Origin of the sequence: Salinibacter sp. (assembly GCF_042218895.1) — a bacterium.
Taxonomy (GTDB): Bacteria; Bacteroidota; Rhodothermia; order Rhodothermales; family Salinibacteraceae; genus Salinibacter.
Genome location: NZ_JBDGQQ010000151.1, coordinates 1 through 12,252, shown reverse-complemented (window position 1 = coordinate 12,252; position 12,252 = coordinate 1). Strand labels below are relative to the sequence as shown.

The 12,252-nt window shown below is 67.3% G+C and carries 10 protein-coding genes and 1 pseudogene; all 11 read right to left on the bottom strand.

What is annotated here, in order from left to right:
* A pseudogene (locus ABEL04_RS12715) lies at positions 1-514 on the bottom strand (hypothetical protein); the annotation flags it as partial.
* A gap of 343 nt (positions 515-857) precedes the next feature.
* Positions 858-1,526 carry a class I SAM-dependent methyltransferase gene (locus ABEL04_RS12710; protein WP_375802766.1) on the bottom strand — a complete coding sequence of 223 codons (669 nt, stop codon included), beginning with the start codon at positions 1,524-1,526 and terminating at the stop codon, positions 858-860.
* Positions 1,527-1,568: 42 nt separating this feature from the next.
* On the bottom strand, positions 1,569-2,738 hold the full coding sequence (locus tag ABEL04_RS12705) for a glycosyltransferase family 4 protein (RefSeq protein WP_375802765.1): 1,170 nt from the start codon (positions 2,736-2,738) through the stop codon (positions 1,569-1,571).
* Positions 2,735-3,847, bottom strand: coding sequence for a glycosyltransferase family 4 protein (locus tag ABEL04_RS12700; protein WP_375802764.1), 1,113 nt, complete (start codon positions 3,845-3,847; stop codon positions 2,735-2,737). The genes ABEL04_RS12705 and ABEL04_RS12700 overlap by 4 nt, the downstream gene beginning before the upstream one ends.
* A 150-nt stretch (positions 3,848-3,997) precedes the next feature.
* On the bottom strand, positions 3,998-4,720 hold the full coding sequence (locus ABEL04_RS12695; protein WP_375802763.1) for a hypothetical protein: 723 nt from the start codon (positions 4,718-4,720) through the stop codon (positions 3,998-4,000).
* A 21-nt stretch (positions 4,721-4,741) separates the two neighbouring features.
* A complete protein-coding gene (locus ABEL04_RS12690) occupies positions 4,742-5,869 on the bottom strand; it encodes a glycosyltransferase family 4 protein (protein WP_375802762.1) in 1,128 nt (375 codons plus the stop codon).
* A 1-nt stretch (position 5,870) separates the two neighbouring features.
* A complete protein-coding gene (locus tag ABEL04_RS12685) occupies positions 5,871-7,310 on the bottom strand; it encodes a hypothetical protein (RefSeq protein WP_375802761.1) in 1,440 nt (479 codons plus the stop codon).
* A 96-nt stretch (positions 7,311-7,406) separates the two neighbouring features.
* Positions 7,407-8,558 carry a glycosyltransferase family 4 protein gene (locus ABEL04_RS12680; RefSeq protein WP_375802760.1) on the bottom strand — a complete coding sequence of 384 codons (1,152 nt, stop codon included), beginning with the start codon at positions 8,556-8,558 and terminating at the stop codon, positions 7,407-7,409.
* Positions 8,555-9,697, bottom strand: coding sequence for a glycosyltransferase family 4 protein (locus ABEL04_RS12675; protein WP_375802759.1), 1,143 nt, complete (start codon positions 9,695-9,697; stop codon positions 8,555-8,557). The genes ABEL04_RS12680 and ABEL04_RS12675 overlap by 4 nt, the downstream gene beginning before the upstream one ends.
* On the bottom strand, positions 9,694-10,851 hold the full coding sequence (locus tag ABEL04_RS12670) for a glycosyltransferase family 4 protein (RefSeq protein WP_375802758.1): 1,158 nt from the start codon (positions 10,849-10,851) through the stop codon (positions 9,694-9,696). The genes ABEL04_RS12675 and ABEL04_RS12670 overlap by 4 nt, the downstream gene beginning before the upstream one ends.
* A gap of 69 nt (positions 10,852-10,920) precedes the next feature.
* Positions 10,921-12,051, bottom strand: coding sequence for a glycosyltransferase family 4 protein (locus ABEL04_RS12665; RefSeq protein ID WP_375802757.1), 1,131 nt, complete (start codon positions 12,049-12,051; stop codon positions 10,921-10,923).
* Positions 12,052-12,252: the final 201 nt, after the last annotated feature.

Below are 12,252 nucleotides of genomic sequence, written 5' to 3'. Positions count from 1 at the left end.
CATCCACGAGTGTGCCGCCGACGTCGGCGACGGCCACCTCAAGCCGGAGGGTGTGGTACGGGCCGTCGATGCAGTCAAATGCGGACTCCGGATACTTGCAGGTCGCGATGGCGTCGGTCAGATCGGTCCACGGCCCGCCGTTGATGCGAACGGAGGCCTTCGATACGTCGTACTCCTCCCAGTAGGGATACCCGATCGAGTACGCCCGGAGATACAGGCTGTCGACCTGCGACACGTCATCAGCGCCGACCGTGACGGATCGCGTGTGCCCGTCCGGCCCGATTACTTCGACGGGTAACGTCACGGTGTTCGAGCGCGGAACCGTCGTAAAGGCCAGAACGGTGGCAGAAAGAAGTGCGAGTAGAGACACAGAAACGAGCGCCCCGCCCGTTACTTCCTGAATCCGGCGGAGGAATCGGGGGAGCAGGACGCGGAGAGAATTGCAGGGGGACCACGCAGCTCGTCCAAACTCAACCGAGACAAGAAACAGTGTGAGGGAAATCTCGACTCGCATCCTGGCCTTGATCCGTGTAGAAGGAAGGCTCTTCTCCCACGGCAGTTGGATGGATCAACTTTCATGCCAGCTCTTGCAGGTACGCCCCGAACGGACTGATCGGAGGGCGACCCGTGACCGAAGAGGGTCCGGACCATTGGGGCCGTCCCAGGAGCCCCTCCGTGGGAGGGAGCCACCGGCCGACGGACCGCCTTCCCCGATTGCTGACCAAGATGCGAATGAGAATCGAACGTGGAAAGTTACATCCGTCTGAGGAGCGACTCGATGGATGTCGACAATTGGCTTTCTCGGAGCGTGCCCCGGGGATCGAAGATCAATGAGGGCGCACGTTCGACAGAGCGGTTCATTCGGAGTGGACGGCGACGAAGGTGTGGTGTGCGCTCCGGCGGTCGACCTCGTCCACGATGGACAGGTTGGCCTCGGCCATCGCCGAACGAATCGTGTCGGGCGGGCGACGAATCCCCCGGGCCCCCCGGCGCCACGCCTTGGGCAAGAGCAGGTCGGGGAGCGCGTTGCGGATCCGGTACAGCACCGATCGGGGACGGGTGTCGAACCCGAAGACGGCCACGCCGCCAGGATTCAGCGTGCCCTGCGTCCGACGAATGTACGAGTCGATCACGGACCACTGGTCGATGTGCCGGAACGTGATGTGCGAAACCACGAGGTCCGTGTCGGCGTCGTCCCAGTTCGCACCCGGCTCGACCACGCGCACCGGCAGGTCGCGCTCCTCGGCGTGCGTCCGGGCCAGGCGGCGCATGGTGGGGGCCACGTCGACGCCCACGGCGCGATCAAAGTGCTCGGCCAGTGGAAGCAGAACGCGGCCCACCCCACAGCCGATTTCGACGACACGATGCGTCTGCTGAAGATGGGGGCGGGCGTGCTCCAGAAGGTGGTGGGCCGTCCGCCGGCCCTCGCGCCAGAAGCGGTCCATGTCGCCGTCGTGGGCCATGTCCACGTACCAGTAAGGAGCGTCCTGGGCAAACGATTCCCAAACCGGTTCGGATGCGCTCATGAGTAGCACGCCGTATTCGTGGTTCGTGGGAGCGTCGGTCGGCTAGCGAGGGTCCCGGCACACCTCGGAAATGACGCGCTCTACGCCCCGCCGCATCCGGTCGAGGGAAAAGTGTCGGCGGGCGTAGGCCTGCGCGGCCCGGCCCATCGAGCGGGTGCGGTCGGGCGCCGAGAGAAGATCCTCGACCGCCGTTGCCAGCGCCTGGGGATCGTCGGGCGGGACGAGCACGCCCGTGTCCGGCTCCCGCACGATCTCCGTGGGGCCTCCGGCGCGGGTCGCAATGACGGGGGTTCCGGCCAGCATGCCCTCCACGATTACGCGCCCGAAGGGCTCGGGGGCAACCGAGGTGTGCAGGACGAGGTCCACGAGCGTCATGAGCCGCGGCACGTCGTCCCGAAAGCCGAGGAAGTGCACCCGGTCCGCGACGTTCAGGTGCCGGGCGGTGCGCCGTAGCGTCTCCTCATAGGGCTCGTCGCCCCGGAACAGCGTGTCGCCGACGAGCAGCGCGTGGGCGTCGGGGAGGTCCGTTAGCGCCTCCAGCACCACGTGCTGCCCTTTCCACGGCGCCAGACGACCGAACACGCCCAGGAGCGGGGCCCCCGAGCAATCGAGCTCCTCGCGCAGGGCCTCAAGGTCGGAGGAGTCGACCGCCTCGAACGGGCCAGCGTCGATTCCATTGTGTACGACCGTCGTCTTTTCGACTTGCCCTCCACCCCGCCGGAATGCAGACTGGGTCGCCCGCGAGTTTGCGATGACGTGGTCCACGAGCCAATTCGCCCCCGTCACGGCCACCCGTCGGTTGAGCGCGCTGAAGTGCCCGGCGGTGAGCATGTCGTGCAGGCTCCAGATGACGGGACGACGCGCCATCATCCCAGCGAGCCCCGCCACGAGCATCGCCTTCTGCGAGTTGGCGAAGATCACGTCGTAGTCCCGCGCCGCGCGGGCGACCTGTGCGGTGAGCCGAACGAGGCCGGGCACGGCCCGGAGGGCCGATGTCCAGCCAGCCGCCTTTTTCACGTCCAGCAGGGCCGGCGGGGCCGGATACACCTCCGCGGGAATTCCGGCATCCTCGAGCCGCTCCCGAAAAGGCCCGTCTTCGAACAGAACGACGCGACTGGTCGTCCGGAAGGCCCGGGCCACGTCCAAGAGGCACAGCTCGGCCCCGCCCAGCACCCCGGCCTGATCCAAAAAGAGAACGCGGGGATTGCTCATAGCACCTCCTCGTAGACTGCACGGACGCGTTGGGCGACGACCGGCCAGTCGTAGTAGGCAGCCGCGAAGTCGCGACACTCCGCCCCACCGGGCAGCGAGAGCGACCCGTTCAGAGCCGCGACGAGGTGCTCCTGGAGGGCCGTGGTCGAGGCAGACTCCATCACGAGGTCGGGGGAGAGATCGCGGACCACCTCGGGGAGGCCGCCCACCGGCGTCACCAGCGGGGGCGTGCCCGCCGCCAGCGACTCGGCCGCTACGAGCCCGAACCCCTCCAGCGACTGGGTGGGCACCACCGACAGGTCCGCGGCGCGGTAGGCGACCGGAAGCTCCTCGTCGGGCACGAACCCGAGGAGCCGCACGTGGTCGTCCAGGTCGTGGTGCCGAATGCGCGTTCGGAGTTCGTCGGCGAGAGGGCCCTTGCCAGCGACCAGGAGAAGCGCGTCGGGCACGCGGGCTCGAACGTGCTGCATGGCATCCACAAGGGTCCCGAGCCCCACCCGCCGCACGAGTCGACGGACGGCGAGGAGAGTCGGCCGGTCGGGGGGCCATCCGAGCCGGGTCCGGGCGTCGGCGGGGGACAGGGCCACGTCAAACCGGTCCACGTTCACCCCGCCGGGCACCACGCGCACCCGGTTCGCGGGCACGCCATACGTGTGCACCAGCCGCGACTTGAAGGCCTCCGAGAGCACGATACACCGGTGTGCGCGTCGGTAGGCGATGCGCTCAACACACCCCTTGAGACGAACCACGAGGGCCGAGTCGCCTTCGGCGTCCGACTCCCGCGCCCAGGGCCCGTGGAAGTGGATCACCAGCGGGATGTCGTCCAGGAGGTCGAGGTAAGGAAGCGTGTAGAGCGCAAAGTGAGCGGCGACGACGTCGGGGCGGTGCTCTGCGGTGCGGGAACGAACGGCGGAGCGCAACCGCCAGAGTCGACGAGGAAGCGATGCATCCGGCGCCGCGAAGGCCTGGACGGGTGCGCCGGAAGCCGAAACCTGCGGCGAGCCGGTGACGAGCCCGGACACCCCCACTCCTTCCCCGGGCAGGTGCCGAATCAGTCCATGGTACACGCGCCCCACCCCACTCCCCGGAGACTCCGGGAGCCACTCCATGCCCACCTGCAACGATTGAAAAGACCCCGTAGATGGCAAGGCCTCGCTGACTTGCTTGGAACGTGAATCCATCGAGGGTTCCGTTTTACGCCTCCGGTGCCCCGCCGACATTCTCCGCCCTCAGGACTCGTACGATTCGGGGAGGACGCTTCATTTTACGGACGCCTTCATTCTGCGGTGGACATCTCTGGCGTCACGCAGGAGCTCAGCACAGTCGAGAGACTCCAGCTCATCCGCCTTTTCAGTCTTCAGGACCTGGCGCTCGTGCCGCTCGGTCGCACTCGGGTTCTCCGGGCCGTGTTTGGCCTTCATCCTCTCAAGAGCGTCATCGCGGACGTCGAAGTCAGTGCCGAACCGATCATTCACCCGCTGAATCACGCGACCAAAATGCTGGGTGGTTTCCTCGAACGTGCTGAGCACATACCCTCGGCGGTACGGGCCAATTTTTTCGTAGAACCCCACGTAGCTCCGGAGGGCCTGCTGCACAGAAATGTACGGCCACCGGCTGGTCACCGAGAGCACCGTTCCCACCGGCTCACGAAGGGTCACCAGCGTGGGAATCCCCTTCCGGACGGCCTTGATGATCTGGGCAGGGGCGTGCATGTGGTGGGCCATCGCCACCTGGCGTTCCTGACTGGCCTGGAAGGCCGCCGCGGCGAAGCTGTTGGCCGAGCCCTGAAAGCCGTCCAGGACGAACTCCGTATCGGAGCTCACGAAGCACGCTCCCGGCGAAGCCCCTTCGTCTCTGTAATGCCGCCAGATCTTGTACTGCTGCCACCAGATGTTGGGCCAGTACAAGGGAGCGCGGGCTGGGTCTCGGGCAACGAAAGAGGTGTACTCAAACTTAATCTTCTGCAGGGCACGACGAATCATGCGAATCGTGGGGAATAACAGCTACGAACGCGAATCTTCCTGTTCGAAAAGAGCGAGGTACTCGTTCGCCATGTTCGACCACGTGTGGTGCGTGGCGGCTGATCGCGCCGCGCGGCCCATGTCCTCCAACTGTTCTGGGTCTCCGATCAGGGAATCGAGGGCCTGGGCAAGCGCCTGCTCGTCGTTGGGGTCGGGCAGCACGCGCCCGAAGCAATCTTCGACGAGTTCGGCCCCGCCCGCCGTCTGGGCCGTGACGATGGGGAGCCCGGACGCCATGGCTTCGAGCAGGACCAGCGAGCAGGCCTCGTACCGCGAGGGAAACACGAAGAGGTCCGCCGCGCGCATGAGATCGGGCACGTCCTTCCGGAAGCCCAGGAAGTGCACGCGGTCGGACAGTCCAAGTCTGCGGGCCATGTCGGGATAGGGGCTTTCCGCCCGGCGTCCCGCGACCGCGAGGTGCAGCGTGGGGACGGAATCGAGGGCTTCGAGAACCGTGTCGAGATTCTTTCGGGGCGTACGAATCTCGCCGACGAACAGGGCCAGCGGGACGTTCTCCGGAAGGCCCAAGTCGGCTCGCTCAGCAGGCCCCGGCTTGAATTCACTCGTATCGACGCCATTATGGACCACCCGGATGGCGTCCCGCCGGATTCCGGCGTCCACAAGCTCGTTCCGCACCTGCTCGGACACGGCGATGACCGTTCCGGCCTCCCTGAAGGCCCTCTTTTCCCAGTAGGCGTTCACCGTCGTGTAAAGCCACTGATACCACGCGTAGGGACCCGTTTGGACCTGCGAGGTGTGCACGGGAGACTCTTTCCACGCGCTGTGCACGAAGTGGGCGGCATTGAAGTCCGGGGAGAACCACGTGTTGCACCCGTTCCCCAGGACGACATCGAGTCGGGACGCATTCGCCTCGAGCCAGCGCGCACTCCGCCACGCAAAAACCTGGTCCTTCAGCAGCCGGGTCGGCCAGTTCTCTGCAGAAATCTGGATCCACGTCGCGTTTCGGGCTGCGGCCAGCTGTGGGTCCACCTCACTCGACAGAAGAACCACGTGGTGCCCCCGCTCGCACGCAGCCTGGGCCACCTCGTAGTTGACCCGACCCTGTCCACTCCCCGGGCCAATCTCATTTGTTACGATGCCAATCTCCATCTCACTCCGTTACCGTTTCCTGTTTCCACAAGCGATCCATGGCCCCGAGGCAGAACCAGAGCAGCGGCGTGACGGCGTAGTGTCCCCCCCTCAACCAGGCCAGAAACGCAATGCCCATGAACCCGAGGAACGCCATGCTGAGGGGGCTCCGCTCTCGCCGCCAGAGTCGAAATCCGGTAAGCACCAGCACGAACACGAGGCCGTGGTACGCCAGCCCGCCCGGAATGCCGAGCGCCCGAATGGAGTCGCCCAGATCCGTTTCTGTGGTGCCGAAGTTCCCGAACTTCTTCGCCGCCTTCGTCCCGGCCCCGAGCCCATGGCCCAGCGGACGCTGAAGGCCGAGCCGGTACCCGTACAGGAGCATGCCGAGGTGATTGGCCGTGCTGCTTCCCTGATGGCTCCCCGACCCGTGGACAAACTCCGCGGCCTGCCGCTCGATCTGGGCCTGAATGTGCTTCGGGGCCCCGCTCAGACGCTGGGTGAGCCCAGAAAGGCCGAGGTACAGCCCCCCCACGGCGATGATCAGCGCTAGGCCCCCGCGCAGCACCCAGGTTTTCAGGGAGGGGCCCAGGATGGCCCACAGCCCGGCCATCGTCACGAGTCCCTTGGCGACCGGCCCTCGCGATCCTGTAAGGAGCAGGGCTCCGAAGAAAAGGGGGATCGGCCACAGTGCTTCCCAATGCCTGAACAGCACGAGCGTCCACAGGAGGATTAGGCCGAGGTTGACAAAAATGTTGTGCTCGGAGCTCGAGGCGAAGAAGGTGATGGGGGCGAGGCCCGTCTCCGGGGTGCCCAGCGCGATATAGCCGGCCGTACGGTACCACTCAAGCTGATACGGCAGGTATCCAACGAGGCTCTGGTAGAGACCAAACAGCATGGCCAGTGCCGACAGTCCGAGCACGACGCGGAAGAGAAGGGTCTGTAGGACGTCCCGGTGTCCGTACGCCCGACCCAGCCAGAACCAGAGGAGGGGGACCAACTGAAACATGATGCCGGCGACCCCCACGATGAGTCCCCCCTGGCGGGGGTTGAAAATCTGGACGAGCATGATCGCCATGACCGCAAGCATCCACTTCGCGGCGGGCGTGTCGAAGGAGAGACGACCCGACGCCCAGGTGTACCCCGTGGCGATGAGAGCAAAGGCCGGTCCCACGACCAGGAGTGGATCCGTTCCGGACCATTCCGCCACGGGGAGGAGAAGCCGCCGGAGATCCCCGAGAACAATCAGGAAGACGAGCGCCGCCACGATCGCGAGCCGCATCTGCATCATGGCCATCGCAACCAGCCCCACGAGGGCGGTAAAGGCCACTGCGGCCCGGACCTGATCCAGGAGGAGCAGGGCAATGAGGACGCCGGTCCCGACCAGCCCGAACAGATACACCCCCACCCTTCCCGAGAACTGTATGGACCAGTTGAGCCGACGCCACGACGCGGAACCCATGACGACGAGGTTATGCAGAATGAGCTGCGAGGTAGAGACACATCCAAAAATGCAGTCGGACGGCACAGGGAAGCGTCACCTTTCGCCCAACACCGCCTAGAAGATCTGGCGCATCTTCTTGGAGGCGCTGGTCGGCTCCCGGGCGAGGTCCGTGATTGTCCCCGCGAACCGCTCGGCATACGCCTCGGGGGCAAAGTGTAGGGCCCGCTGGCGAGCGGCGGTCCCCACGCGTTGCGCAAAGTCCGGATCATCGAGATACCGGCGAATCTGCCGGGCCAGGACCTCCGCGTCGTTGTAGGGGGCCAGCAATCCGTCCTCGCCCTCCGTGATGATCTCGGTGGGGCCACCGCGGGCCCCGGCCACGACCGGCGTGCCCAGCGCCATCGCCTCGAGAATGACGATCCCAAACGGCTCGCGATCGGAGGCGTGGACGAACACGTCCATGGCCGTCATCCAGCGCGGCACGTCCGACTGAAAGCCGACGCGCACGACGCGATCCTCCAGTCCACGCTCCGCGATTTGGTGGTCGAGGTCGGTCGCGTACCCCGGTTCCCCCGGGTGCGTCCCTCCGACGATCACAGCGTGGGCGTCCGGATGGTGGGCCAAAACCTGCGGCATGGCGTCGACGAGCGTGTGCATTCCCTTCCACCGCTGCAGCCGGCCCACCATGCCGATGAGCGGCCCGTCGTGGGGGAGGCCCAGTTCCTGGCGGGCCTCTGCAGGGGAGGGGAGCGTCGTCGGGTCGAAGCGATCGAGGTCCACGCAGGGGCGGACGACCTTCGTTGCGTGGTGCGGCCACTGCTCCCGCTGGACCTCGGCCACCGTGCGGGAGCACGCGACGATCCCCGCCGCCGGAAGCAGGGACACCAGCCGGTTCAGCCACGTCGTGCTCTGGGGAAGCCCAAACTGGTACCAGGCGCTCGGAACGCCGGTCATCCATGAGGCCGCCACCCCGTAGAGGTGGGCCTTCGCCATCCAGCTAAAAATGAGGTCGGCCCCCGTCTGCTCGGTCGCCTCTGCGATCCGGCGAACGGTCGGCAGGAACCGGCCCAGGTTCCGGAGCCGACCCGCCGGCACGACCCGGCTCGGAATCCCCATGTCCCGACACTCGGCGTGTAGCGGCCCCTCTTCGAGGAAGACCACCGAGACATCGAGCTCGATCCCGTCCACCTGTTTGAGGAGCACCCGGAGCATCTGCTCGGCGCCTCCGCGCTGCTCGGCGAGGGGCATCAGGATAAGAACGTTCATGCCGACACTGGGGGGCGGTTATGAGTAGTGAGGACACGCAGGGCCCGGTCGGCAATGGTGTCCCATTCGAAGTTGCTCTCGAACAGGTGCTGCGCCGCCCTCCCCATCTCGGAGCGCCGCCTCGGAGCGCGATACAATGCGGCGGCCGCTCGCCCGAATGCGTCCGGCTCGTCGGCCGGCGCGAGCACGAATGCCTCGCCGTCCTGATCGGAAAGCATCGGGTCGGTCAGTGGTCCGTGGGTGCCGACCGTGGGCACGCCGTGCTGGAGGGCCACGAGGAAGGAGCCCCGCCGGGTGGACACCCCGTCGACGAACGGGGCGAGGTACACGTCCATCGCCTGGACGTGGCGCGAGACGGCGCGGGCCGGTAGGCGCCCGGCATCGAGGACGGCACGCCCGTCCATTGCGCGCCGGACGTCCTCGCCGTCGGGCCCGACGTACAGGAGCAGGGCGTTGCCAGTCTCGCGACGGACCGCATCGTCGGCCGCGCGGATGTGCGGGAGCAACCGGGACGCGTGCAGCGAGCCGAAGACGCCCAGGACGAACGTTTCCTCGCTGATGCCCAGGCGGCGCCGCACAGCGTCCCGCTCGGCCTCGACCCGCGGGATGTTGGAGCCGATGGGCAGGTGGTCGACCGGCGTCTCGGGGAACCACGACCGGTACTGCCGGACCCACGGCTCGATGGAGAAGAACACCTGGTCGGCCAGGCGGCCCAGTGCCCAGAATTGTGCGCGCTGCCAGGTGGTCATGAGGGCATTCCGCCAGCTGCTGGCCGGCAGAAAGTCTTCGTGGAAGAGCACCGCGAGGCGGGTGCCCGGGCAGCGCCGCTGAATCCGGTAGAGCGCCGCTGGCAGGAAGGGATTCAATCCCCAGCGCCCGTAGCTGAACTGGTTGAACTGCAGGAACAGCCAGTCGGGCGGGTCGGCCGCGACGGCGTCGGCCAGCGCCAGCACGCCGCGCCGGGGCGGGCAGGAGAAGGCCGGCTCCACGGTCGCGCCGGGGATCGGGGCGGCCTCGGCCTGGGCGGTGAGCACCCGCACCGACGCTCGGTCCGACAGCGCCTCGGCGAGCCGCGCCGTGTGGTCCCCGATGCCGTCGAGGGCCGGGGGCAGGACCGGAAACACGAGGTCGATCGTCACGAGGAGACGGGCTGCTGCGTAGAGGATCGAACGTCGTCGTAGAAGGCGTCGAGGCGGCGCAGGAAGCGGTCCATTGCGAACTCGGACCGGGCCTGGTCGTGCCCCCGACGGCCCATCGCGGTGGCCCGGTCGGGGTCGCGCGCAAGGGTCGTGATGGCCCCGGCGAGCGCCTCCGTGTCGCGGGGCGGCACGCGCAGCGCGAACGCGTCGGTAGCGTACTCCGGGATGCCACCGACCTCGCTCGCGACGACGGGGCGCCCGAGGGCGGCCGCTTCCAGCGTCACGAGACCAGCCGGTTCGTGCCACACCGAGGGGACGACGACCCCCCGCGCCTGCTCGATGAGGGCGTACACCGCGTCCTCGTCGAGCCAGCCGTGAAACGTCACTTGCTCCCGAATGCCCAGGTCGGCGACGAGCTGGTCCAGGGTATCCAGATACCCCTCGTCTCCCGTGCCGGCGACGTCCAGGTGCACGTCCGCGTCCACCGCGCCGAGGGACCGAAGCAGCCAGTCCAGGCCCTTCTGCGGCTCGATGCGCCCCGCGAATACGAAATGGGGCGGCGTTCGCCGGGGCGGGGGGGAGAACGTTCCGGAGAGGGTCGGGGCCGGCGAGTGGAGCACGCGCAGGGTCTCCGCCGGACACCCGGACCGGATCATCTGCTCTTTGAGAAACCGGCTCACCGTGATCGTCGGGAGCGCCGCGGCCTGCGTCTGTTCCTGCTGGATGCGCTGGAAGTTGGCCCAGGTGTTGTGCGGACGGCGGCTGCCGCAGTGGTCCACGAGGTGGCCCCACAGGCATCCCGCGACGCTGTAGTCGCGATCGCAGGGCTGCCCGGTTCGCTTCAGGTACCGCGAGCCCGATGGGCAGGACGCATCGTTGGTGTGTACGGTGCGGACGGTGGGCACGCGGTCCTCTGGAAGCGTCTCGACGGGCCCGTGCAGGTGGAGCACGTCGAGCCCCCGAGCCTGGGCCGCAGAAAACAGCGCCCGGTCGTTCTCGACCTCCAGCGTGTTCGAGGGCGCGTCGCCCTCGCTGGCGCGGCACAGAAAGACCACGTCGTGCCCCGTTCGCGCCTGGGCCTGGCCCACACGCCGGACGTACGAGGCGATGCCGCCCTGGGCCCAGAGCCGAGCGTCGTAGTGGCCAATGCGCATCGTTCGTCTGGTGCTACCGCGAAAACAGAAGAGTGCCCCCGCTGCGTCGGAGCGGTCGGCAAGACGCCCCTATCCCCCGTCACATCCGGCCTCCGCCAGCACGTCCGCGAGGGGCGCGGTCCGCTCCTTGTCGTACGAAGGGGGAAGGAGGGACGTGGTCGCAGACAGCGAGTGCCGATAAAGATGCTCCAATCGGTCGACGATGGGCGGGACGCGGCCGGTGGGCACCACGGATCCGTTTCGGCCCTCGCGGACGTATTCCTTCATGCCGGTGTCCTCGGTCACGACGACCGGCACCCCGCACGCGAGCGCCTCCATCGGGGCGTAGCCGAAGCCGTCCTCGTACGTCGGATGCACGAACACGTCGGCCTCGTGGAGCGCGGGGCGCGGGTCGCCGGGCGCCACGCGAATCCGCTCGTCGGTGAGCCACTCCTCCATGTACTTGCGCATGCGCCGGGTCGACCAGCCGCCGACGAGGGTGAGTTGCCGGTCGGGCATCGAGAGCCGGGAAAACGCTTCGAGCAGGAGCGGGATTCCCTTCGTCGCCTCTACGCGGCCCACGTAGACGACCCGGAACGTGTCGTCGTCGGGGCGCCGCGCCGGTGGCTGAAAGTGCGGGTGAACCCGCAGGAAGGTGCGCTCTAGCGCGTCTTCCGGGATGCCCGCGTCGAGGAACGACTGGCGGGTGTACTCGGAATGCACGTAAATCGCGTCGGCCATCTCGTACTCCCGACGCGTCTTGCGCGTCTGCGCGGCGTTGAGCCAGCTGTCCCCGAGGCCGTGCTGCTCGTCGGCCCAGTCGTGGCGCTGCTTCACGTTGCAAACGTGACTGTTCGCGGCCACCAGTTCGAGCCGCTCGGCGCCGAGGGCCGCGGCCCGCTGGAAGCTGCGGAGCGATTTCCCCACGAAGCCCATGAACCGCCCGAGGGGCGCGTCCAACCGGCGGGCCACCTGGCGGTCGAAGAACTCGTTGTACAGGACGCTCCGCCACCCAGGACTGAAGCGCACCGGCGTGTACTGCACCACCCAGTCGTGCCACCGCCGTTTCTCAACGCGTCGCCCTTTCTCGTCGTCGGCCTTGAGCCCCGGGGCGTAGTACCGCCCGAGCATCCCGCGGGCCCGGGCCTCCTCAACCAGCTGGGCAAAGTGCTGGCCGATGCCTCCTCGGCCGTAGGCGGAATTGCAGGCAATGACGCGCATGACCAGAAGGAGCTTTCAACTCAAGTAGTGTCCCAAACTCCGGATTACGCTCTTCGAAAGAGGGCTCCTGAGGAAAGCGCCCCGCGGTAGTTTTGGATTGAATGAGCCGGGCGTGCCTTTGGGCAGTGCGTTCACGTCGCTAGCGAAGCAGCGTTCGCAGTCGAGAGCGCGTCCGGGCGAAGAGGGGGTGCTTGACCGTGT